Annotated in this window: 27 protein-coding genes; 17 read left to right on the top strand and 10 right to left on the bottom strand. The window is 38.6% G+C overall.

What is annotated here, in order from left to right; genetic code table 11:
- The first annotated feature begins 59 nt into the window (after nt 1-59).
- From ACFS5O_RS17375 to ACFS5O_RS17365, 3 genes are all read left to right on the top strand, one after another.
- Nucleotides 60-836, top strand: a complete 777-nt coding sequence (locus ACFS5O_RS17375) for a Cof-type HAD-IIB family hydrolase (protein ID WP_205725830.1) — start codon at nt 60-62, stop codon at nt 834-836.
- A gap of 137 nt (nt 837-973) precedes the next feature.
- The gene (locus ACFS5O_RS17370) at nt 974-2,572 is read left to right on the top strand and encodes an N-acetylmuramoyl-L-alanine amidase family protein (protein WP_205725831.1); all 1,599 of its coding nucleotides are present in this window, start codon (nt 974-976) and stop codon (nt 2,570-2,572) included.
- A gap of 213 nt (nt 2,573-2,785) precedes the next feature.
- A complete protein-coding gene (locus ACFS5O_RS17365) occupies nt 2,786-3,643 on the top strand; it encodes a patatin-like phospholipase family protein (RefSeq protein ID WP_205725832.1) in 858 nt (285 codons plus the stop codon).
- 74 nt (nt 3,644-3,717) lie between these two features.
- On the opposite strand, the gene ACFS5O_RS17360 is transcribed toward ACFS5O_RS17365, so the two are convergent.
- From ACFS5O_RS17360 to ACFS5O_RS17350, 3 genes are read right to left on the bottom strand one after another with little or no spacing between them, the layout of a single operon-like run.
- Nucleotides 3,718-4,686 carry an ABC transporter ATP-binding protein gene (locus tag ACFS5O_RS17360; RefSeq protein WP_205725833.1) on the bottom strand — a complete coding sequence of 323 codons (969 nt, stop codon included), beginning with the start codon at nt 4,684-4,686 and terminating at the stop codon, nt 3,718-3,720.
- A 12-nt stretch (nt 4,687-4,698) separates the two neighbouring features.
- Entirely contained in the window at nt 4,699-5,484 is a 786-nt protein-coding gene (locus tag ACFS5O_RS17355; RefSeq protein WP_318300189.1) for an ABC transporter permease, read from the bottom strand.
- Between the two features lie 4 nt (nt 5,485-5,488).
- Nucleotides 5,489-6,268: an ABC transporter permease gene (locus tag ACFS5O_RS17350; protein ID WP_205725834.1), complete on the bottom strand. Its 780-nt coding sequence runs from the start codon at nt 6,266-6,268 to the stop codon at nt 5,489-5,491.
- A 93-nt stretch (nt 6,269-6,361) separates the two neighbouring features.
- Between ACFS5O_RS17350 and ACFS5O_RS17345 the strand changes: the two genes are divergently transcribed.
- From ACFS5O_RS17345 to ACFS5O_RS17335, 3 genes are all read left to right on the top strand, one after another.
- Nucleotides 6,362-7,417 (top strand): EAL domain-containing protein, encoded by a 1,056-nt coding sequence (locus ACFS5O_RS17345; protein WP_205725835.1) that lies wholly within the window; start codon nt 6,362-6,364, stop codon nt 7,415-7,417.
- Nucleotides 7,418-7,561: 144 nt separating this feature from the next.
- On the top strand, nt 7,562-9,649 hold the full coding sequence (locus ACFS5O_RS17340; protein ID WP_205725836.1) for a peptidoglycan D,D-transpeptidase FtsI family protein: 2,088 nt from the start codon (nt 7,562-7,564) through the stop codon (nt 9,647-9,649).
- Nucleotides 9,650-9,870: 221 nt separating this feature from the next.
- Nucleotides 9,871-10,050, top strand: a complete 180-nt coding sequence (locus tag ACFS5O_RS17335; protein ID WP_205725837.1) for a hypothetical protein — start codon at nt 9,871-9,873, stop codon at nt 10,048-10,050.
- A 46-nt stretch (nt 10,051-10,096) separates the two neighbouring features.
- Here ACFS5O_RS17335 and ACFS5O_RS17330 read toward each other — a convergent pair whose 3' ends face one another.
- Nucleotides 10,097-10,183: a YjcZ family sporulation protein gene (locus tag ACFS5O_RS17330; RefSeq protein WP_082820548.1), complete on the bottom strand. Its 87-nt coding sequence runs from the start codon at nt 10,181-10,183 to the stop codon at nt 10,097-10,099.
- A 221-nt stretch (nt 10,184-10,404) separates the two neighbouring features.
- On the opposite strand from ACFS5O_RS17330, the gene ACFS5O_RS17325 reads away from it, so the two are divergent.
- From ACFS5O_RS17325 to ACFS5O_RS17315, 3 genes are all read left to right on the top strand, one after another.
- The gene (locus tag ACFS5O_RS17325; protein ID WP_205725838.1) at nt 10,405-10,953 is read left to right on the top strand and encodes a copper resistance CopC family protein; all 549 of its coding nucleotides are present in this window, start codon (nt 10,405-10,407) and stop codon (nt 10,951-10,953) included.
- 172 nt (nt 10,954-11,125) lie between these two features.
- Nucleotides 11,126-12,889, top strand: coding sequence for an ABC transporter ATP-binding protein (locus ACFS5O_RS17320; protein ID WP_205727243.1), 1,764 nt, complete (start codon nt 11,126-11,128; stop codon nt 12,887-12,889).
- 5 nt (nt 12,890-12,894) lie between these two features.
- On the top strand, nt 12,895-14,712 hold the full coding sequence (locus ACFS5O_RS17315; protein ID WP_205725839.1) for an ABC transporter ATP-binding protein: 1,818 nt from the start codon (nt 12,895-12,897) through the stop codon (nt 14,710-14,712).
- Nucleotides 14,713-14,748: 36 nt separating this feature from the next.
- Here ACFS5O_RS17315 and ACFS5O_RS17310 read toward each other — a convergent pair whose 3' ends face one another.
- On the bottom strand, nt 14,749-15,708 hold the full coding sequence (locus ACFS5O_RS17310) for a metal ABC transporter solute-binding protein, Zn/Mn family (protein ID WP_205725840.1): 960 nt from the start codon (nt 15,706-15,708) through the stop codon (nt 14,749-14,751).
- Nucleotides 15,709-15,953: 245 nt separating this feature from the next.
- Between ACFS5O_RS17310 and ACFS5O_RS17305 the strand changes: the two genes are divergently transcribed.
- The 6 genes from ACFS5O_RS17305 (at nt 15,954) to ACFS5O_RS17280 (ending at nt 18,735) form a co-directional block, all read left to right on the top strand.
- Nucleotides 15,954-16,376, top strand: coding sequence for a CBS domain-containing protein (locus tag ACFS5O_RS17305; protein WP_066392775.1), 423 nt, complete (start codon nt 15,954-15,956; stop codon nt 16,374-16,376).
- Between the two features lie 46 nt (nt 16,377-16,422).
- On the top strand, nt 16,423-16,812 hold the full coding sequence (crcB, locus tag ACFS5O_RS17300; protein ID WP_205725841.1) for a fluoride efflux transporter CrcB: 390 nt from the start codon (nt 16,423-16,425) through the stop codon (nt 16,810-16,812).
- Nucleotides 16,809-17,144 carry a fluoride efflux transporter FluC gene (locus ACFS5O_RS17295; RefSeq protein ID WP_205725842.1) on the top strand — a complete coding sequence of 112 codons (336 nt, stop codon included), beginning with the start codon at nt 16,809-16,811 and terminating at the stop codon, nt 17,142-17,144. The genes crcB and ACFS5O_RS17295 overlap by 4 nt, the downstream gene beginning before the upstream one ends.
- Nucleotides 17,145-17,411: 267 nt before the next feature.
- Complete coding sequence (uptA, locus tag ACFS5O_RS17290) at nt 17,412-17,996, top strand: undecaprenyl phosphate transporter UptA (protein ID WP_205725843.1); 585 nt, start codon at nt 17,412-17,414, stop codon at nt 17,994-17,996.
- A 153-nt stretch (nt 17,997-18,149) separates the two neighbouring features.
- The gene (locus tag ACFS5O_RS17285; RefSeq protein WP_205725844.1) at nt 18,150-18,344 is read left to right on the top strand and encodes a hypothetical protein; all 195 of its coding nucleotides are present in this window, start codon (nt 18,150-18,152) and stop codon (nt 18,342-18,344) included.
- Between the two features lie 109 nt (nt 18,345-18,453).
- Nucleotides 18,454-18,735, top strand: a complete 282-nt coding sequence (locus tag ACFS5O_RS17280; protein ID WP_205725845.1) for an adhesin — start codon at nt 18,454-18,456, stop codon at nt 18,733-18,735.
- Between the two features lie 45 nt (nt 18,736-18,780).
- On the opposite strand, the gene ACFS5O_RS17275 is transcribed toward ACFS5O_RS17280, so the two are convergent.
- Nucleotides 18,781-19,482, bottom strand: coding sequence for a thermonuclease family protein (locus tag ACFS5O_RS17275; RefSeq protein WP_205725846.1), 702 nt, complete (start codon nt 19,480-19,482; stop codon nt 18,781-18,783).
- Between the two features lie 316 nt (nt 19,483-19,798).
- Between ACFS5O_RS17275 and ACFS5O_RS17270 the strand changes: the two genes are divergently transcribed.
- On the top strand, nt 19,799-20,077 hold the full coding sequence (locus ACFS5O_RS17270; RefSeq protein ID WP_205725847.1) for a hypothetical protein: 279 nt from the start codon (nt 19,799-19,801) through the stop codon (nt 20,075-20,077).
- A gap of 115 nt (nt 20,078-20,192) precedes the next feature.
- A complete protein-coding gene (locus tag ACFS5O_RS17265; RefSeq protein ID WP_205725848.1) occupies nt 20,193-20,555 on the top strand; it encodes a cupredoxin domain-containing protein in 363 nt (120 codons plus the stop codon).
- A gap of 35 nt (nt 20,556-20,590) precedes the next feature.
- Here ACFS5O_RS17265 and ACFS5O_RS17260 read toward each other — a convergent pair whose 3' ends face one another.
- The 4 genes from ACFS5O_RS17260 to ACFS5O_RS17245 form a co-directional block, all read right to left on the bottom strand.
- Nucleotides 20,591-21,313 carry a hypothetical protein gene (locus ACFS5O_RS17260; RefSeq protein ID WP_205725849.1) on the bottom strand — a complete coding sequence of 241 codons (723 nt, stop codon included), beginning with the start codon at nt 21,311-21,313 and terminating at the stop codon, nt 20,591-20,593.
- Nucleotides 21,314-21,328: 15 nt separating this feature from the next.
- Nucleotides 21,329-21,613 carry a hypothetical protein gene (locus ACFS5O_RS17255; RefSeq protein WP_066392800.1) on the bottom strand — a complete coding sequence of 95 codons (285 nt, stop codon included), beginning with the start codon at nt 21,611-21,613 and terminating at the stop codon, nt 21,329-21,331.
- Nucleotides 21,614-21,702: 89 nt separating this feature from the next.
- Entirely contained in the window at nt 21,703-22,461 is a 759-nt protein-coding gene (locus tag ACFS5O_RS17250; protein ID WP_205725850.1) for an IucA/IucC family C-terminal-domain containing protein, read from the bottom strand.
- On the bottom strand, nt 22,436-23,254 hold the full coding sequence (locus tag ACFS5O_RS17245) for an ABC transporter ATP-binding protein (RefSeq protein ID WP_205725851.1): 819 nt from the start codon (nt 23,252-23,254) through the stop codon (nt 22,436-22,438). The genes ACFS5O_RS17250 and ACFS5O_RS17245 overlap by 26 nt, the downstream gene beginning before the upstream one ends.
- Nucleotides 23,255-23,265 lie beyond the last annotated feature (11 nt).

The raw sequence follows: 23,265 nt of genomic DNA, 5'->3' as shown, positions 1-23,265 counted from the left end.
ATTTATACGGAATCGTACCACTATTGTAAGATAGAACATTCAACAGGAGACGATACGAGATGAACGACAAGATAGTATTTTTTGATATAGATGGAACGTTAGTAAACGATGAGAAAAAAATTCCTGACAGCACGAAAGAGAGTATTGCACAATTAAAAAAGAATGGTGTACATGTTGCGATTGCAACTGGACGAGGTCCGTTTATGTTTGAACCGATTCGAGAAGAACTAGAGGTTGATTCGTTTGTAAGCTATAACGGCTCTTATGTTGTTTTTAAAGATGAAGTAATCCACAAAACACCGTTATCGAGAGAAGCAATACTGAAAATAGAAGAAGAAGCAGATAAGGCTGGTCATCCTCTTGTATACCTTGATCATGAGAGAGCAACTAGCAACGCAGATAATCACGAAATCATTAAGAATTGTACGTTTAATCTCATGCCAAGTTATCCCGTTTTCCACCCAGGATTTTATAAGGAGAACGAGGTTTATCAAGTATTATTATTCTGCCAAGAACAGCACGAACATGTCTATCGAGATGGATACAAAGGTACGTTCGATTTTATCCGCTGGCATGAAAATGCATTAGACATATTACCTACTGGTGGTTCAAAAGCAAAAGGAATTCAAGCGTTTATGAACCAGATGAACATGAAGCCGGAGAACGTATACGCTTTTGGTGATGCATTAAACGATATCGAGATGCTGACAGCAGCAGGAACAGGAATTGCGATGGGTAACGGATTAAAAGAAGCAAAAGACGCCGCAGACTACGTAACTAAATCAGTAGATGAAGATGGTATCTATCACGGACTTAAGCATTTTGGATTGATCTAATAAGTAACACCCTAGTTAACCACAACTAGGGTGTTTTTTGTTCGCAAAAATGCAGTGAGAAAGGTCAAGAAAGCCTCTTAATTGACGATATAACTCGTACAGCAAGTATAGAACTTTTTGAATAGGAGTTGTATCGTGTGAGATCGAATGTAAAGATGATGTATTTCTTTCTAATCACTGTCTTATTAATCGCAAACTTTCCATGTATACCTGTTTCTGCAGCAACTAAAACGGCTACAGTAAACGCTACAAGCTTAAATGTACGCACTGAACCTTCCTCTTCATCTAAACAGATCGGTTCATTAAAAAAAGGATCAATCGTTACCGTGTTCAACGTGGAAAAAGGATGGGCTAACATTTCTTTTAAAGATAGAAAAGCTTGGGTTAGTTCCGCATACATTAAAGTGAATGCAACCAATAGTCCCACTACATCATCTCAAAAAGAAGTAAAACCTACGAAAACAGCAAAAGTAACAGCAACATCGCTAAACGTGCGAGATGGTGCAGGAGCACAGTATAAAGCGATAGGATCGCTTAAGAATGGAACTGTCGTTTCTATCGTTAAAGAAGAAGGCAGTTGGACTTCTATTTCCTATGGATCCATGAAGGGATGGGTAAGTAGTGCATATCTTTTGAACCAAACAGGTACCGCTCCGACTACTCCTAAGCCTTCTGCGACTAATCCTGTAAATAGTGGAAAGTGGGGAAGGGTAACAGCAACGTTTTTAAACTTTCGATCTGCTGGTAATCTATCTTCACCTATTCTTGGTTCACTCAAATATGACACTTCGGTTCAGATTGTGTCAGAATCAGGAAGTTGGCTTTACATTCAAACTTTGGATGGAAAGAAGGGTTGGGTATCTAGTCAATACATATCCATACAAACGGGAGGATCTCCAATCGTAACAAATCCTAAGCCTGCAACGAAGCCTCCAGTTGTCCCACCTTCTTCTGTTTCTAAAAAAGTTGTCATCATGTCAGATGGTGTAAATGTTAGGCAAGGTCCTTCTACAAGCTATTTAATCGTAGGAAATGCAAATCAAGGGGACGAATTTGCTTATCTACAATCGAAGAACGACTGGGTACAAATCAAGATGCCAAATGGTAAAAGTGCTTGGGTGGCAGGATGGCTTGTGGTTGTACAACAATCCCCTTCTTCTAACAATCCATCAAGTCCTAAACCATCCTACTCAGGATTAAAAGGAAAAAGAATTGTGATAGATCCTGGTCATGGTGGAAATGATCCAGGTGCATCTGGTAAATCATCCGGTACACAAGAAGCTAGTATGACGTTGATGAGTGCGAGATTATTAGCTACACAGCTTAGTAATGCAGGAGCTAAAGTGATCTTAACCCGAAGTGATAATACGTATATTTCTCTTAATAAACGAGTGGAGATCAGTCATTATCATTTTGCTGATGCGTTCGTAAGCTTGCACTATAATTCAGCTACAGATAAAAGTGCTACAGGACTCTTAACCTTTTACTACGGTCAAAAGGATCTGAATTTGGCAAACTCGGTAAACGCGGGATTGGTTCAAGCCAATACGGGATTAAAAAGTGGTAATGTGAGGTATGGAAATTTTCACGTTCTACGTGAGAACAAACAACCAGCTGTTCTAGTAGAACTTGGCTTTTTATCGAATCCATTTGATGAATTAACAGTTAAGAGTAATTCGTTTCAAAATAAAGCCGCATCGGGTATTACAGCAGGTTTGGCTCAATATTTTCAATAAAGATTATTAGCGGCATCTCAAGTGGTTAAACCCTAGGAGATGCCGTTTTTTTGAACAAAAAAATTCATTGGAATAATAGTCATGCCGTTACATTGAACGTTACATAAGCTCTTTTCTATCTTTATAAACCGATTTACTGGATTTGAGGCGTCGTTTATTCATATAATTAAAAGCATAAATAATAAATGTAGTTAACAATAGGTGGTGCCAAACTTGGAGAACTCTGGACTTATTCTTGAAGGTGGCGGAATGCGCGGTGTTTATACGGCAGGAGTACTTGATGTTTTTATGGAGAACGATCTTTATTTTCCTTATGTGATCGGGGCATCTGCTGGTGCGTGTAATGCTGTATCATACCTTTCACGTCAGCACGGAAGGAATCGCACGGTGAATCTAGAATACAGCTCTCATCCTGAATATATTTCATATAAGAACTGGTTGTTTAAGAAAAAGGGATTGTTCGGCATGGACTTCATATTTGACGAACTTCCAAATCGATTAGTTCCCTTCGATTATGCCGCATTTAAAGAATCGAAAGAAAGATTTGTTGTTGTTGTAACAGACGTAAGAACGGGCCAACCCGTTTACTTAAATAAAGAAGATTACGAAGAGATGGAGATCTCAAATGTCTTACGCGCATCGTCATCCATTCCATTTATCGCACCAGTTGTAGAGCTTGCAGGAGGACAGATGATGGATGGGGGAATTGCAGATCCTATTCCTGTTCATAAAGCTTTAAAAGATGGTGTTCGAAAAGGAGTTGTTGTACTGACTCAGAACGAGGGGTACCGCAAGAAAAAGCCTAAAATGACATGGGTAACAAAAAGATTCTATCCTGAGTACACAGGACTCGACGAAAGTTTGCGTGGACGCTATATCAAGTATAATGAAACACTCGATTTTATAGAGAAAGAAGAAAAAAATGGTAATCTATTCGTACTCCGTCCCGTAGAGAAGATGCAGGTGAAACGAATAGAACGCGATCCAAAACGACTCGGAGTTCTTTATGAACAAGGAAGAGTTGATGCTCTGAACCAATTGGATAACTTAAGAAGTTGGCTCGCAGACTAAATGTTTTATACGAAATAAATAGGAAAAGCTTGCTATACAAGTCACAAAAGATCTCTATAGCAAGCTTTTTCTGGTTAATATATCTTTTGAATCACTTGCTCAATATCCGGTTCTTTCATTTGAATATCGACCGGTTCACCCCATTGTGTGACTTTTTGAAGTAAAAGAGGTGAAGAGAGAAGAGAGCGATCATAATCTATGATTAACTTCTCGCCTTCCCATGTCATCCTTTCAATGCCTTCTACTTGAATGTCAGGGGTGTTTGGTTTTATTCGATACTGAATCTCCATGACGCTTGGTAATCCAATATTCTTCCTTAAATCTGCGAGCGTCCCATCTAATACAATTTGTCCATGATTAATCACAATCACGCGACTACATAACAGTTCGATATCATCCATATCATGTGTGGTTAACAGGATAGTTTTCTTCTCATTTTGGTTCAGTTCCTTTAAGAAGGCTCGTATACTCGTTTTTGCATTCACATCTAATCCGATTGTAGGTTCATCTAAAAAAAGGATGTCAGGATCATGAATCATAGCTGCAGCTAGATCTCCACGCATACGTTGTCCTAAAGAAAGTTTTCGGACTGGAGTGTCCATAAACTTTCCGATCTGAAGCATATCATCATATAACCTCAAAAACTGTCGATACTTTTCGTCAGATACTTTATACATCTCTTTTAAGATATCAAAAGAATCACGTAACGGGAGATCCCACCATAGTTGTGTACGTTGTCCAAATACAATGCCGATCTTTTTGGCTACTTCTTTTCTTTTTTTCTGAGGGCTCAATCCTCCCACTTTGATTTCGCCGCTTGTCGGATGCAGAATACCTGATAACATTTTAATCGTAGTGGATTTTCCAGCTCCGTTCGGGCCGATATAACCAACGAATTCACCCTCTTCAACAGAAAAAGATAGATCATCTACTGCCTTTACCACATGATGCTTTGTAGAAAGAAGAGAAGTAAACGAACCGATAAAGCCTTTCTTTGTTTCATAGATCTTAAAGTGTTTATTTAATTGTTGAGCTTGAATCATATATAGCCCTCCTCAACTTCCTGTACTATGATAATGTCGGATTCCAAACTTCCAAAATCGTAACGCTATGAAAAGAAAAATGATTGATACGAGTGGTGGTAATGCTAGGTTCCAAGTGTCACCACCTTTATTTAATAGAAACAGAACAGGTGTATAGTTCATAAATCCTACAGGGATGACTGTGAAAAAAATGATTTTGAGCCAGCCGGGATAGATATTCATCGGATAGTTGGCTGCATTAAAAGGAGCATAAAGAGTAAAGGTTTGGAAATCTTTTATCCTCTGTGTCCAAAAGGCAATGGTAGCTGTGATCAACCCTAGAGAAAAACAAATAAGCACTCCCGAAAAAATAGTTACAGGTAAATAAATTAACAAAAGAAATAATTCAACGTTATTAAGTTTTAAACCGATAATAGAAATAACAAGGATTAAAATACCTTGTATCGTTCCACCTATTCGGGATAGGTCTAAGTTCTTAGTTAAAAGCAAAGATAACGGAGAGACAGGTCGAATTAAAAGACTATCGAATTCACCTTCGATCATGTATCGTTCAAAATTATGTACCTCTACACAAAATACTCTGTACAGAGTTATAGCGACAGAAGAGATTCCATAGAGCAATCCCACTTCATAAAGATTCCAGCCCTTTACATCATCAAAACGTTGCAGTATGGCTGCGAGCAGTACAAAGTCCACTGCCATGATCAAACCGTATGATAAGGAGGATACAAGGAAGTTCATCTTATACTGCATACGCGAACGTAAACTACCTGATAATAGTTTCAGATAAAGGTTCATTATTTTATCCTCCTTGAATTTCTAACTTATGACGAGCTTTCTCAGTTATCCATAGATTGAAGCTTGTTAACACCATGACCCAAACTAGCTGAATAAGAATAACATCACTTGAAGCTTTCTCAAGAAATATCATGACAGGATAATAGATGGCCCCAGCAAAAGGTAAATAAGGTGTGATAGAAGACAGGGGAGCTGGGAGCAGGTCGATAGGTACGAGTTGTCCACCTAGACCAACTAATAAAGTAAAGTTCACAAAATGTGCCCAGTTGATCTCAGTCGTCCAGCAAGCACTTACTCCAACTAGATAGTGCAGATTGATTGAAATAATCATGGCAAACAAAATGGAAATACATAAGAAAAAATAGGTCGGTATGTGTTGAGGTATATAAAAGCCTACCGTAAAGAAAAAAACAAGCCCGATAGGAAGAGAGCGAAAGAACAAATTATACAATAATCGTCCAGCTTCTTGAGAGGTAACATAGAGAAAAAAGTTTGTTGGTCTTGCGAGTTCCAAAGAGATTGCACCGTTTCGTACTCCGTTTTGAATGTTGAGTCCTGCCGTTAGAAATCCGGATAACCAGAGGATGCATTGTACAGCCGCAATATAATAGGTCATATCTAGGGCACTGTAGGGACTTTCATTTTCTTTTCCTTGGAGTACACCGATCCAAATAGCGATAAAAACAAATCCGAAGATTGCGCTTGCTGCATTGTTAATCAGATGTGCCACCTTGTATTGCATGTTACGCATAAAGCTCTTTTGTAATAGAATCCAATAAACCATAAGTCCCCCTTTATGAAGTTTTCATTTTTTAGCGCAGAATTATAAAATAGCAAATTTTACAAAAGTTTGCAATTCTTTTTTGGAGGTTATTCTATGTCATGTTCACAGTGTCGCCCAACAGGAGATTTTCCGGAGAGTGGCTTTATTCATATCCGTACCGATCATCCCGTACTTGTGCAAAGCTTGATGAGTTTATTCAAAGAAAACGGGCTGGAAGGCATCCTTTCTGGAAATATTGCATCAGCAAAATACAGCAATCTAATAGAATTGCAAGACGTGATGACAAAGTCACTTGAAACATTCAACAACATTGCTGTGGAATCGTATTATTGTTCAGTTACATCTACAATGGAAGCAGTGAGTGTCTTCACTCCATGGATTCCATTTCAACACTTTTTTGAAAGAATGAAGCAAATTGATTTGTATGAAATTATTCAACAGCAGCTTTTTACTACACATTCTCAGCCAATAATTTCTTTACAGAGCAAAGATATTTATGGATATGAATTCTTACTTCGACCATCATCTGAGGAATATGAATTTAAACCATATGAACTTTTTCAGTATGCTGAACGAACGGGTCTACAGGCATTATTAGACGGAAATGCTAGGATGACTTCTATTCGAAACAGCGCTGGAGCTGTTGCGCCAGGGGTGAAACGATTTATTAATTTTCTTCCGTCATCGATCTATGACCCTAAGCATTGTCTGGCTACAACATTTAAAGCTGCTGCTGAGGCAGGAGTAGACCCAAACGACCTCGTCTTTGAAGTAGTGGAGACTGAAGAAATCGCAGACATCAATCATTTGAAAAGCATCCTTCATGCATATCAAGAGCAAGGAATGAAAGTGGCACTAGATGACTTGGGTGCTGGCCATTCAACACTTTCTGTATTAAAAGAGTTAAAACCAGACTATGTGAAGATTGATCGTAAAATCATTTCTTTCTGTGATGAAGATGCATCTAAAGAAGATATGATTCAGAAAATCGTAGAGGTCGCTAAAGAAATAGGCGCAGTTGTACTTGCTGAAGGAATCGAGAGAAAAGAAGAAGCAGAGATCGCTTTGAAATGCGGAGTAGAGCTTGCTCAAGGCTATTATTTTGGCCGTCCTGTTCCGACAGAATCATTAGCTGCGACCGTTCAATAAATGTCCGAAAACCTTATCAAAAAAAGATAAGGTTTTTTTTAGCGAATCACTTGGAATAGTAGCCAACATCTAGTAATCTATAGATAGATGCTTTTGTAATATAATTGTAAAATTAACGGGAATATTTCCAAAAGGAGCGGAATGATGGTAACGAAAGCGGATCCGGAAAAAAAGAAGAAAAAGTCGCAAGTGCCCTTTCGTTTAAATGTCTTGTTTTTGGTCGTCTTTTTTCTATTCTCTGTCCTTATTTTAAGGCTAGGTGTTCTCCAGATCGTAAATGGAGAGGAAAAACGACTAGAGTCTGAAGCAGTTGAAGAAGTTATTGCAAGGAAAGAAGCACCAAGAGGAAAGCTGTTAGACAGCAACTTTCGTGAGGTTGTAGGAAATGAACCTTTCTTTTCTTTAACATATACGAAAACAGTAGATACAAAAGCAAAAGACACGATGCGGATTGCAGAATGGCTAGCTGATCGCCTTGGTGTTACAGAGGATCAGATTAAAAAGATCACAGAACGCGATAAAAAAGACTATTTTATCGCAAAACAAGATGTGACAAAGATGATAGAAGAGCGTCTTAGCAAGAAGGAAAAGAAACTAAGTGATAAAGATCAATATATCGCACTCGTCAATAAGATTACAGAAGAAGAAATCAAGAGTCTAACTGACAAAGATATTAAGATTCTCGCTTATAAACGTGCGATGGATACAGGCTATGCATATTCAGCACAACGAATTAAAACGAACTTAAACAACGAAGAAGTTTCCGTGATCTCTGAGAATCTAGGTGACCTTCCTGGGGTAGATATTATGGCGGATTCAGAGAGAATCTATCCTTATGGGAAATCAGCAATTTTTGGAGCTGTTAAACAAATTCCAAAGTCACGAATGGATTATTTCATGACTAGGGGATATGACAGAAGTGATCAAGTAGGTATAAGTGGACTTGAGGTTCAATATGAACAGGTTTTAAGAGGTACAAAAGAAAAATCAGTATATCTAACGAATCCTAAAACGGGAGAAACTATTGGTGAGCCTAAAACAATAGCTGGCCAAAGAGGAAAAGATATCGTACTTACTCTAGATATGGAATTGCAATTCCAGTTAGAGCGAATTTTAGAAGAGGAAATTTTAAAGGCAAAACCTTTGCCAGGAAATGACTTATTAAATTCAGCTTATATTGTAATGATGAATCCAAAAACGGGAGAAATCAAAGGGATAGCTGGTAAGAAATATGAAGATGGAAAATTTACTAATCAGGAATATGGAGCATTATTCAATTCATATGAGATGGGTTCAACGGTTAAAGGAGCAACAGTCTTAGCAGGACTACATGAGAAAGTAATCTCAAGAGGGACTGTCCTACATGACACACCTTTTCAAATAGCAGGTGGTAAACCAAAATCCTCTTGGAAAAACATGGGTTTTATTAATGATCTAGATGCTCTGAGGATGTCTTCTAACGTTTATATGTTTAATATTATGGATCGAATGATTGGACCCGAACATTGGACCGAAACATATGATGAAGCTCGTTATATGTTTAGCCAATTCGGCTTAGGTGTTGAAACAGGTATAGATTTTCCAGACGAAGCAACGGGATATAGAGGTACTCCAATAGAAGGTCAATCCGGGACATTGTATGACTTAGGTATTGGTCAATTTGATACGTATACAACCCTTCAGCTTGTACAATATGTATCAACGATTGCCAACGGTGGATATCGAGTAAAACCTCAATTAGTAAGAGAAATTAGAGAACCTGTTGATTCATCAGAAAATGGTGGAAAACTTTTAAAGAGGTTTGAGCCCGAGATTTTAAATAGGCTTGAAATGTCAGAGGAGAATATAGAAAGAGTTCAACAAGGTTTTTGGCAAGTCATGCATAAACAAGGTGGGACTGCAAAAAGTTATTTTGATGATGAAGCAAAGTATCATAATCCTGCTGGTAAGACAGGGACAGCTCAACGTATTCTAAAACATCCAAGAACTGGACAAATTGTAGAGAAACATAACCTTACATTAGTAGGATATGCTCCTTTTGAAAATCCTGAGATTGCATTCGCTGTCGTTGTGCCAGAAGGAACTCCTCAAGGTAGTTTCCAGAAGATCAACAAATACATCGGACAACGTGCACTCGAAGCGTATTGGAACTTAAAAGAAGAATACGGTGAGAATGCAGCAACAGTTACCGGTAATTTAGAAAAAGATAGTGAAGAAGACTCAGCAGAATGATGCTGAGTTTTTCTTTTTGTATTCGTTTTGAATTTTTTAAAAGGCTCTTTTCTAAAAGATTGTTACTTTTAAATCTTTTTTATTTACGTCTATGACAGTTGATTGGAGCATAAGGTGCGAGACTCTAGGCTAGGACAGGCTGGCAGTATTAAATGTGGAAGTGGCTCGTTCAGCCCCGACAAGCAAAAGTTGCTTAGACAAGGAAGGTGCTCTTTGCCTTCATGGCCGACTTAACTTTTGACGTCGGTGGGCTAGCCACTGCAACTGGGCAGCTGAGACACTTAAGAGTGAAACGAACAAATGTGGCTCACCGCCTGCCCCGCGGAAAGCGAGCGACCTGGAGCGGAAATCAACTAGCTCCAACACTAACAATTTATACGAAAACAGCTTTTATAAAATAGAAAAAAACCGGCCGAAGCCGGTTTTCTCCCTTCACACTATTCATGATTAGCAGAAGCAAGCTGCCCCAACAATAATCAATAGAATAAATAACACTACTACCAATGCGAAAGAATTGCCATAAGAATAACCCATCGATTTTTCCTCCTTTAATTCTTGCAATTGTTAATTCCATATATCCTATGCCTGTTTTCATAATTGAAGTGGGCAGGAGCCTAGATTCCATTAAAATAGGCTGTAAATGTATGTTTGACCATGAAAGTGTCAACGATTTGTAAAGACTGGATACTTGTGAAGAACATATATTCTTTGTTTTAATGAAAGTAGAAAGAAAATACGTGACAGGGAGTCAGCTTATGAAAAAGATACTTTTACCGTTCTTCTTATTATTTACGATTGTATTCCAACTGCCTTTATCAGCATCTGCTCATTCTGAACTTGAAACTTCTACTCCAGCCGAAGGAGAGAAAGTTACAACAGATCTTGAAGCAGTGGTGTTAACTTTTTCTACGAAGATTGAATCGTTAAGTACGATGACGTTAAAAAATGGAGACAAAGAAATTCCTCTTCAGATTAGTATAGAAGATGATCAAATGACTGGCGCGATTACCAATCCACTTGAAAATGGAACCTACACGGTTGCTTATAAGATCATTGGTGCAGATAGTCATGTAATCGAAGGGAACTATTCGTTTTCTGTTGATCGTCCTACTCAAGAAGAATCACCTGAACAAGGAACTACAGATGAAGGTACACAAGAAAAAGAAAACAACGGTGAAAAAGCATTGAACGACCAAGAAAAAAACGACAAGCCGAATAACCCCACTTACTTTGCTCCCTTAACGATTGGTTTAGTAATTGTGATCGCTGTTGTGTCATTCTTTGCTTTTAGAAGAAAACGTTAAAGGAAAAGCCTCGAATATATCGGGGCTTTTTTTCGTACTATAGGAAAGGTAACAAAGTGAACTATTTATTTGGTTTTTAGTAAAGAATATGAGCAAATAGATAGTTTTTTCTAACTATTCTGTTATATGATGTATATTGTCTTTTCAATTTAAAAGGGGGAAGGTGATGGGTTTGGAAACATTTAAGAGATTAAAAGATTTTTATTGGCCGTACAAAAAGTACTTTTACTGGTCGATCTTGACATTGATTCTAGTGTCTGGAATCACCGTTATTTATCCGATGGTCTTACAATTTACCATTGATGAAATCATTATCAAAGGGGAATATTCAACCGTACCCTATGTTGCAATAGGCTTTATTCTTTTGATGGTAATAAAAGGGGCAGCTACATACACTCATCAGTTTTATGGAGATCTGTTCGGTATTCGGTCTGTTTATGAACTTCGTGAATCCCTGTATGAAAAGCTTCAGTTTCTGCCTTTCGATTATTATGACAATGCAAAGACTGGAGATTTGATGTCGAGGTTAACCGCTGATGTTGAAGGGTTTCGTTTTTTTCTTTCTTTTGGATTCTCACAGCTCATCAATTTTGTATTAATCATTGGTTTCAGTCTCTCCGTCATGTTCTTCTACTCCGTTCCGTTAGCGCTCATCACACTGTGTATGATGCCATTCCTCGCAATCGTTGTTTACAAGTTTGATAAAGAAGTTCATCCCGCTTTCCGTGGAATTCGTAAGTCTATGGCGAATCTCAATACGAAAGTACAGGAAAATATTAGCGGAATAAATACTGTTAAATCGTTATCACGAGAAGATTTCGAGATTAATAAGTTCGATACGTCTAATGAAGATTATAAATCTCAATATTTAACCACTTCTCATATTTGGGCTAAATATTTCCCGGTTATGGAATTGATCGGAAATCTTTCTGTCGTCTTGTTACTTGCATATGGAGGTTATCTCGTTATACAAGGAAACCTTACAGCAGGAGAGCTCGTCGCCTTTTTTAGCCTTGTATGGTACATCATGGGACCCATCATGAACCTAGGGTTTATCATGAATACATTTTCTCAATCTAAAGCGTCAGGAGAACGTCTGTTAGAAGTGTTAGACGAACAATTTGAGATGGAAGGAAAGGATCGTGAACTTGAGACGGTTCGCTTTCATGGAGAAGTGAAGTTTAAAAATGTGACACATCGTTACAAGAACGAGAAAAAGGAAGCACTTAAAGATATTTCGTTTATAGCAAAGCCTGGTCAGACGATTGGATTGATCGGTGCTACGGGTTCTGGAAAAACCTCCATTACACAACTTCTATCGCGATTTTATAATCCGGAATCAGGAAAGATCAAAATAGATGGTAAACCACTTGAAGACTACTCATTACGAACGATTCGGAAAAATATCGGTACTGTTCTTCAGGAGTCGTTTTTGTTTTCGTCAACGATTAAAGACAATATCTCATATGGAAATCCGTATGCGGAAATGGATGATATTATCAATGCGGCGAAAAGGGCTCAAGCACACGACTTTATCATGGAGCTTCCGGATGGTTACGACACGATTCTCGGAGAGAGAGGGCTTGGGCTATCTGGAGGGCAAAAGCAGAGGATCTCAATAGCTAGAGCGATTCTTATCGATCCAACCATTTTAATTCTTGATGATGCGACCAGTGCTGTAGATATGGAAACAGAATTTAGAATTCAGAAAGCGCTAAAAGAAGTGATGAGTGACAGAACGACATTTATTATTGCTCATCGCATCTCTTCATTAAAACATGCTGATGAGATTCTTGTTCTATCAAATGGGAAAGTGATTGAACGGGGTACACATGAAGAACTGATTCATCAGGAATCTGGAGCGTATCGCAAAATTTATGATATTCAATATCAAGACAAAGATAAAGTGTTTCAAATGAACGGGCAGGGGGTGTAGGGAAGATGCAAAACGATCAACAGACGAAGAAGACGCCTCGTTTTAAATATTCTTCAGAGCAAGTAATCGATAAACCGTTCAACTGGGGGCAGATTATTCGATTGTTTCAATACATGAAGCCTTATAGCAAAAACTTGTTGCCAAAAGCGATTATTGCGATGATGGTTTCTACGGCGGTAAGACTTGTAGTTCCTATTTTTATAGGTGTTCTGACGTTTGATCATGCGATTAAAAACAAAGATACAAACCTTCTCGTTACATTAATCGTTGCGATAGCGGGACTCTATCTCTTATCCTGGGGAGCCAATACATTACGGATCAAATGGATGAACTATCTCGGACAATATGTGATCTATGACATACGTCAGCATCTGTTCAAGCATATTCAACGCTTATCGCACCGCTTTTTTGACCAGCGTTCTGCAGGTTCTATTCTAGTTCGTATCATTAATGACGTAAACTCGTTACAAGATTTGTTCACGAACGGCGTCATCAACGTATTGATGGATGTCATCCTCTTGTTTGGGATCATTGTCATCATGTTCATCTACAGCCCAGAACTAACACTTGCGATCATGGTCATCTTGCCGCTGATGTTCTTCATCTCAACAAGTCTTCGAAAAAAAATCAGACGCTCTTGGCAAGTGGTCCGTATTAAGCAAGCTAAGCTTAACTCGCATCTGAATGAAAGTATACAAGGGATACGCGTGACTAAATCGTACACGCAAGAAGAAGAGAACATGGACTTCTTTAATGGTGTGAACAATGAAACGTATGATAGCTGGAAAACAGCTACACAACAGAACGCATTGTTCAGGCCGTTTGTTGAAATGTCGAATGCGATTGGAACAGTCATTCTATTGTGGTTTGGCTCTTACTTGATACAAGGTGGAGCACTTGATATTGGGGTGTTTGTTACGTTTGCTTTTTATCTGGGTATGTTTTGGGAGCCGATCTCGCGACTCGGTCAAGTTTACAATCAGCTTTTAGTAGGGATGGCTTCCTCTGAAAGAATCTTTGAATTTTTGGATGAAAAACCAAACGTTCATGAAAAAGATAACGCGTATTCCTTTTCAACCATTAAAGGGGAAATTGAGTTCAAGAACGTTGAGTTTTCCTACAACGCTGACCGAAAAGCGCTAAAAGGCATCGATTTAACGATTCAAGGTGGGCAGACTGTCGCACTAGTCGGTCATACAGGATCAGGTAAGACGACGATCGCGAACTTAGTCAGCCGATTTTATGACCCAACATCTGGTGCAGTGGAGATAGATGGCAAAGATTTAAAAGATGTTAATCTAGCGAGCCTACGTGAAAAAGTAAGTGTCGTTCTTCAAGATACTTTCATCTTTTCAGGAACGATTAAAGAGAACATTCGCTTTGGAAGACCAAGTGCTTCCGATGAAGAGGTTCAGAACGCTGCAAAAGCAGTCGGAGCACATGCTTTTATCGAGAGACTGTCGAATGGCTATGAAACAGAAGTAGAAGAAAGAGGAAATGTTTTATCAGTCGGTGAGAGACAGCTTCTTTCCTTTGCCAGAGCACTTCTTGCAGATCCTGATATTTTAATTCTGGATGAAGCGACCGCAAGTATCGACACGGAATCTGAACAAAAGATTCAACGAGCCCTAAAGACGCTGTTAAATGGAAGAACAGCGATTATCATTGCCCATCGTCTTTCTACGATCAGAGAAGCAGATAATATCGTTGTTCTCGATCATGGTGAGATTATGGAACAAGGAAGTCATGCTGAACTTATGGAAGCAGAAGGCATCTATTATCATCTAGTCGTCTCTCAGTTTAAGATGCTTGATGCGATATAAAAACGCCTGGGAATAATGTTCCCAGGCGTTTTCGTTCTACTGTAATGCTTTTGAAAGTGTGTCAATGTTTTGATTCATGATGGATAGATAGTCTCGCTCTTTTTTAATGTCGTCTTTCGTTAATGTCTCTAAGTTATGAAGCGTTAATGTTTCTGCTCCAACTTCTTTTTTGATCATCGCTGCTACTTTGTTATTCACGTTCTCTTCAAATAAAATATAGTTTGTCTTTTCTTTTTTTGCATTTTCAATAATCTTCTCGATCTGATGCTGACTCGGTTCATGTGATGGTGAAAGACCGCTGATTGCAATCTGTTCGAGTCCATAGCGTTCTGCCCAATAGCCATAAGCCGCATGAGAGACGATGAACGAATCCTTTGGTGCGTTTTCTACTTTTGTTTTAAACGAAGAATCTAATTCTTTTAAATCGGCTATGAGTGCTTCATGGTTCTTTTTAAAGTCATCTTTTGCATCAGGGTTTAATTTTACAAGTCCGTTATAAATGTTATCTGCAATCTGCTGGGCGAGAACAGGATCAAGCCAAATATGAGGATCTAGTGAACCGTGATCGTGATGTTCTTCTTCCTCATGGGAATGTTCCTCTTCAGCAGCATGATCTTCACCTTCATGCTCTTTTGATTCATGGTAGGAAATTCCTTTAGCACCATCTATAATAGGCATATCTTCTTCTTTTAATGTATCTGCAACAGAAGATGAGAATTCATCCGATTCAAGTTTGTTGTAAACAAATGCATTACCTTCAGTCATTTCTACCATCTTTTTTGTAGATGGCTCATAGGTGTGTGCATCAGCTCCAGGAGGTATAATAGAAGATACGTCTACATGCTCTCCACCTATTCTTTCAGTGAAATATTGTAAAGGATACATGGTAGTGTAAATCTTCAATGTACCTTCTTTTTTATCAGTTGTGCTATTATTACCGCATGCTGCTGTTAGAATCAGCATGAACGTTATACAAAGTAAGCTTATTATTCGCATTTCCCTTTCTCTCCTTTCAAACAATCCTTACTCATTATAAACGTAATGATTACGATTTGTAAAATATTATTTGTATCTTTGAAAGTTTTTTCAATAGATGTGAAAATATCGTCTAAAATGATTCACTAAAGGGTAGTGATTTATACAGCAGATGGACATCCTTTTTGGTATAATAAAGAAGGTGTTTTTTATTTAAGCGTTTAAATAAGCGTGAATCAGGCTTAAAAAGGAGAGCGCGTACTAACATGAATATTGCTTTTTATTTGTTGCCTAAAGATGAAGTGAAGTATTTGAACCCAGAAGCAACGATGAGACAGGCACTTGAAAAGTTATCCTACCACAAGTACACCTCTGTGCCTCTCGTCTCGGAAGAAGGTCGTTACATAGGAACGTTAACAGAAGGCGATCTTTTATGGAAACTTAGAGAAGCCTTCGACAAAGGGTATGATGAAGTATTAAAGACAAAGTTAGTGAATGTTCCTCAGCGTATAAATAATATATCGGTTTCCATTAACTCTAATATGGAAGATCTTATTACTTTGTCTACTGACCAAAATTTTATACCTGTTACAGATGATGACGGCCATTTTATCGGAATTATAAGAAGACGAGACATTATCAAGTATTGTGCAAATTTAATCTGGAATAAGGAAGTTACGAAAGATTAAGGCTGAATGTCTTAATCTTTTTGTACATACAGGAGGATTAATTTAAGTGAAGATACTTGCCGTAGCATGGGGTGGAATCGTTGGAGCTTTGCTTCGTTTTTGGTGTGGGCTGTTTCTTTTTAACCCAGAATCGTCATTTCCATTTCCTACTTTTTTTGTGAACGTAGTAGGAAGTTTTGTTCTAGGCTGGTTTGTTATCTATAGTGTGAAAAAGATTAAGAATAACAACATCATACTGGCTCTTCAGACAGGTGTAATCGGTTCGTTTACAACGTTTTCTACATTCAACACAGAAATCGTCTTATTGATCGAGGAGCAGCATTACAAGACGGCAATTATGTATTTTACGACTAGTGCCATTACTGGTGTAATTGCAATATATCTTGGAATGAAGATCGGCTCAATCACACGCAGTAAAGCGGGTGCAGAACAATGATTGAACAAACGATAGCAGTAGCTGCAGGTGGAGCGCTTGGTGCAATTATTCGTTTCGTAGTGAGTCAAAGAATGAACAGGAATTTCCCATGGGGGACTTTTGCTGTTAACATAGCAGGATCTTTTCTGTTAGGATGGTATGTAGCAGTAGAGGGAGATAGTTTGTTGAGTTCGCTTTATGCGACTGGCTTCTTAGGCGCACTTACCACGTTTTCTACCTTGCAATTTGAAGCTGTTACTCTATTAAGAAATCAAGCTAAAAAAGGTCTAACGTATTTGTTGCTTACATATATATTAGGGTTATTAGCAGCTTGGACTGGCTTTATTATCTGAATAAAATAAAAAGACTTCTTGAGGCTGTTTTCTAAAAGGTTTTTGCTATTTAATGAATCCTGTGCACTTCTTATGCAAGTTGACTGAAACGGAAGGTTGCCGACTCCTATGGGACGAGCGGTCAGGTGGAGACTCCTAATGGCGCAAAGCGGCAGGAGGCTCACCGTACGCCCCATGGAAAGCGAGCAAGCTGGAGTGGAAGTCAACTACTTTCATCAATCAGAATCGAATACGTAAACAGCCAATGAAAACATTAAAGGAGATACAATGAAAGATTTAGTGATTTCTTTATTAGAATGGATTATGAGCTTAGGACACCTAGGAATCGCACTTGGTTTGATGGTTGAAGTAATCCCAAGTGAACTGGTGTTATCTTATGGAGGGTATATGGTGTCTCAGGGACACTTGAACTTCACATTGAGTGTAATTGCTGGTACGATCGGAGGAACACTAGCACAGCTCTTTTTATATTGGATGGGCTATTATGGAGGTCGTCCGTTTCTTGAGAAGTATGGAAAGTATGTATTAATCTCTAAAAAACAGATCGACTTATCAGAAAGATGGTTCAATAAATATGGAACAGGCGTCATCTTTTTTGCACGTTTTATTCCGGTCGTAAGACATGCAATCAGTATTCCAGCAGGAATCGCGAAAATGTCATTCGCAAAGTTTACCCTGTTCACAACATTAGCTGTTGTACCTTGGTCCATTTTCTTTATCGAATTAGGTAGCCGCCTAGGTTCTAACTGGGAAGATATAAAAACAATCGCAGCTCCCTATACACGCGGCATCATGATTATTGCAGTTGTAGTTATTTTCTTGTTCATTCTTTATAAAGTGAAGAAGAAATAGTTATCATCTATACCTTTTCCACGTTAAAGCCTGGTGTTTATGCATCAGGCTTTTTTCCTATTCTTTTTGGTAATAACGTAGACAAATTCTAATGAGGGATGTACACAGCATATATATGTCTACCGCAACATGAACGAAAGGAGTGGATAGTAGATGGATACATTTATAAAGAGTTATCATGAAACATACAATGCAGCTAAAGTGAATGAGTTGCTTCTGCGGATCAAAGAACACCAAGGAAAAGAAAATATGGCTGCAAAAGTATCGGAAGCAATGGAAATCTGCGGATTCTCCCCTAAAGATATCGAGCAAGTGCTGAAACAACTGCGTGGGGGGGACAGTCCCTAGACAATTACATTTTCATCCATACTTTTGTACTTATACCATGAATAGATGAAGCCCTTTCTTAGACGATGACCTCACTTTTACGTTATACTTCTAGTAAGAGGTGATGGTTATGGATATAACATTAAGCGCAAAGAAGTATATAGAAGAAGTGCTTGAAATGAACAACGCCAATGGAATAAGAGTTTACTTCTCAGGTATGGGCTGAGGCGGTCCTAAGCTTGGCCTGGCTCTGGATGAGCCTGAAAACACAGATATCATCGAAGAAATCAATGGCATACGAGTGGCGTTTGATCCAAGAATTAAGGAACAGACTTCCACATTAAAACTAGACTTTGAAGATTCTAAATATGGATCTGGTCTCGTGATGCTCGGACAAGAAGATTGCTGTTAAGAAAATAAACCGCTAGTGACTTTGTTAAGAGCCACTAGCGGTTTTTCATTGCTTAGATTTTCTGAAACCAGAAGCGACCGCTTCTTTTTCTGTGCAGAACCATTTTTCTGGTTTAGTTATTTTATAATACCTTCCACTTTCAAGATGATAAATTTTATCTCCAGAAGAATTAATATTACCCTTGATTGTGCATGCTTGATTTGCCGTATTTTCAGGCTGTTTTGTATCCTCAGAAACATAACCCTCTTCTTGAACATAGTTCTCTACGCTCCAAATGCCGACACCCTCTTTTTGGGCTTGTATTTGAATACGTTCGTACTGATCAACATACTTTGTATTCGGCTCAAATACATACGCTACACGGGCTAACCCTTTCTTTAGCAAGTTTTCCTGAACACTTTGTCCATCAGCATAAACGTAAGCGAGAAGTCGACCGTACTTATCTCTTTCTCCTATTCCGAGTTCTAACTCGACATTAGCATCTTCTAGCATTCGTAATGTGTATGTACTAGCTTCTTTGCTGAATGGCTGAACAGGTTTGGAAGGGTGAACGCTTTCTGGTGTATCGACTAGCAGGAAGCGTACAGTCTCTAATCTTCCATCAACTCGAACTTTAATCGTATCACCGTCAACAACCTTTTCAACTTTTACAGGAATTCTTTTATCGTCGCTTGAGTTTAGATAGCTACACCCAGATATAAGGAGTATGGCACTAAAAAAAGAGACTAGCAATTTTGGTTTTAACATAGAAACATCCTTTATTTTGTATTTGATTTCTTTTATATGCTCTACCACTTCCTATTATATAAAAGATAAGGCAAAGAGGTTATAGATTGCCACATATAATAGCTTTAGAATTTTCCGTAAGGAGATTAGCATGAAAAGTTACATAGAAAACTCAGTATTTGTTTAGCCATCGTTCTTATGCCCGTGGCTGCTGGATGTGAAAACGATGCAAAAATAAAAGAGAACCAAAATGGTGGACCTGTGGTGTTTTTTTATCTGACAAACCATCACTCATTTTTTTTATTACAACAACTGGTTAAACTGAACGAAAACATAAATGAAATTAAAGATAGGATGTAAATATCTATGTGGTAAGCTCAGATACGGTCGAGCATCTGTCTTTCCTCCATCTAGAGATGCAACCTGGATATCAGATCCGGAATTTAAGCTCATTGATCACCTAAATATGAAAGGGGACAGTGTAGCTAAACGTGGGTACGCACTGATCGATAACAAAGGAAAGGTTATCGTGACTAAAGTGAATGATCATTGGGGAGAAGAGGTCGATCAAACGTCTAAACAGATCCATGAAGAATATAGAAAGTTAGAAAAATAAGTCCGGCAACTAACGGACTATTTTTTCGCAAATGATATCTGTCACAGTTTCTCCATACTAGTTGTTATAAAATGGGGTTATAATGAGAGTAGAAAGACTCTAGGAGGGATTTTCCATGCTTAAAAAATCGTTATGGCTTGCAGCGATCGCAGTTCTTGCTATAGGTATACTAGCAGCTTGCGGTGGAGGAAAAGACAAAGAAAAAAGCACAAAGAGTGCTGAAGAAACGATTACCATTGAAGCTAGTAATTTTAAATTCGATAAAAAAGAGTATGAAATTCCAGCAAATAAAGACGTAGCTCTTAAACTTGAAAACGTTGATGGCAACCACGCGGTTATGATCGAGGGAGAAGATGTGAACGTAACGGGTGGTTCTTCTGATGTTGTGAATTTAAAGCCTGGGGAATATACACTTCGCTGCAGCGTTCCTTGTGGAAACGGTCATGCAAATATGGTATCAAAACTCGTAGTCAAATAAAAAAAGTTGCCTCTAGCTTACTAGCTAGAGGCTTTTTATAACTCTTTCATCTGTACAAGCTCATTATTGTAAGGAAATTCATTTCCAGTAGAAGCCCACAGATTCCCTAATAATCTTGGCATCATCTGGTCTGAGGGAATCGAACCATCGTGATGTAGAAAGTGTTCGAAATACAAGAGATACAGCCATGAAGAGGTAGGCAAAAGAATATTTTGAGCAAATTCGTCACTTTCCGTAATCGTTGCAAAAGAATGAGATTCCCAGCCTGAAATAAATCGGGTGTGTTTTCCGTTCAGCTTAGATTCTATGTAATGAAGAGCGTGTGCAACTTGCGGATCGTCATCTCCATCAGCATGTGCTAGTCTGGATTGAAATTCTAATGAAACAGAATCTATATCCTCTACTTCAGCGATAACATGGCAAAGTGCTTTATCATAATGAGCGTGTAAAGGTGTCCAATGATTGCGCTTTAATAACTCTACAAAAGGTAGTTGTTCCATAGGAATATCCGTATAAGGTGGTGCAAAAAGCTGTCTGCCATATTTGATCTCATGAAGCGTTTTTCTTTCAAAAGAAGCACACACGTACCACGTATCTTTTTCGTCCTTAATCAACCGTTCACCAGACTCCAAGGAATAGACGGTGTACAACCCTTTTTTTGAGATCTCATAAGAGGGCAATTCCTCCTCGTGCAATTCACTCAATGTTTCCACATCAGGCTGTTCGATGGCAGCCATCACAAATATTGTAATCCGCATGGTTATACGTTTCCTTTAGTTTTTTATTTTCTTAAAGGTATCTTTTAAATCTGTGAATCCTTCTTTAACAGCTACAAAGCTATTCTTCTTTTGGTAAATGTCATATCTTAAGTAATCTTTCTTTTCTTGAAGAAGTTGCTGTTGAGTCTTCACATCATTCATACGAGCGGTAATGCTGTCACCTGTGCTCTTCATCTGTTGAACGGTACCCATTGATTCTTTCATCGCTTTAATTCCTGGAATTAAAATAAAAAGAGCTGCTGCTGCGCATACAGCTAAGAAAATCCATAACCACATCATTCAATCGCCTCCATTCAATCTATCTATACTAAATTACCCGAAATCATTCAAGAAAAAACAAAAAATCGAGGGATGAAAGCCTCGATTTTTTATCGCTTTGGACATGTTGAACAGCAAGTTCCATTTTCTGTTTTGTAATAAAGACAGCATGTCTTACGGGTCTTAGTCGGCCCGCAGCCGATCGGAGCAGCAAAACGATGGAACGGGTTTTTGGTTAACCCAAAATGAAAGGCAGGTGCATCCATAAAGAATGCATAATCTTCTTGAATTCTTTGTTTAACTTCTGCTGGATGTTCTTCATTTAACCAAGTTTCATAAACCCAGCGTATGTAAATCCATGCGTTCTCCCAAAGAGTCGCTTTTGAGATGCGTGCCGTGCTTGCAACATGATTCAACATCACAGACATGTTTTCTTTAAAAAGTGTTTCGATAACAGAAGAGCGCCAATCTGCTCTATTTTCGTCAGCGATGCGAGCAGATGCATCTTTCAGTGTGAATGATGGAAGCCACATGCTGTCTGAGTTGTGATCGATAAGATAGACATTTTTTATATTCATATCGAATGACTTATTAAGAATGGTCATTCCATATAAACAGGAAGTTAAACTGCAATACGCATAGCGTTTAAAGAATAGAGATGCCGTTACAGGGCGTTTGTTCGAACCAATACGCGGTCCTGTTTGATCCAAAAATTGAAGCAGTTGATCAGAATTCAACAGCTGTTCGGCAGAAACGACAACTTCATTCTCATATGGTGCTTGAAAAGAGAAGCGATAGTTTGAACTGATATGATTTTTTTCTTCTGCTGTCCAACCGTTTGACTTAGGCGTACTGAGGAGTATTGACATGTCGAACGACTCGCCCCTTCCCATAAGGAATACACATTGGTGTGCCGAAAACAGGATCAGGAATCACGGTACTCGACATCTGGAATACATCTGCTACTAATTGTTCGTTCATAATTTCTTCAGGTGCACCCTCTGCGTAGACGGTTTTATCTTGAATCGCAACAATATGATGAGCATATCGGCAAGCAAGATTCAAATCATGAAGCACCATAACGATTGTTCGCTTTTCTTTTTCATTTAACTCAAACAGCAGATCGAGAATCTCTATTTGATGTGTCATGTCTAAGTAAGTAGTAGGTTCATCCAGTAGAATCGTCTCTGTTCCTTGAGCGAGTGTCATCGCGATCCACGCTCTTTGCCGCTGACCACCTGACAGGGAATCTACCGGTGTTTCCATAAAAGGAATAAGATTTGTCGCACGAAGCGCGTTCATCACGGCTTTTTCGTCTTCTTGTGACCACTGTTGTAGCCATGATTGATAAGGAAAGCGACCTTGCTTAACAAGTTGAAGGACAGTTAATCCTTCTGGAGCGATTGGTCCTTGCGGCAAGATCGCCAGTTCTTTTGCTACTTGTTTTGTAGAACGTTTTGCTACATCTTTGCCGTTTAGCAAAACATGCCCATCTTTAGGCGTTAATAGTCTTGCCATAGAGCGTAACAGAGTGGATTTTCCGCAACCATTGCTTCCGATTAAGACGGTGATTTTGCCTTTTGGGATCTGTAGGTTCAAGTCATCAATAATCGGTTCTTTTCCATAAGCTAAAGTTAGGTTAGAGGTTGTTAATACAGCCATCTGTCATCCAC

The sequence above is a fragment of the Fictibacillus nanhaiensis genome, assembly GCF_042686385.1.
Lineage (GTDB): Bacteria > Bacillota > Bacilli > Bacillales > Fictibacillaceae > Fictibacillus > Fictibacillus nanhaiensis.
This window is presented reverse-complemented; position numbering and strand designations above follow the sequence as displayed.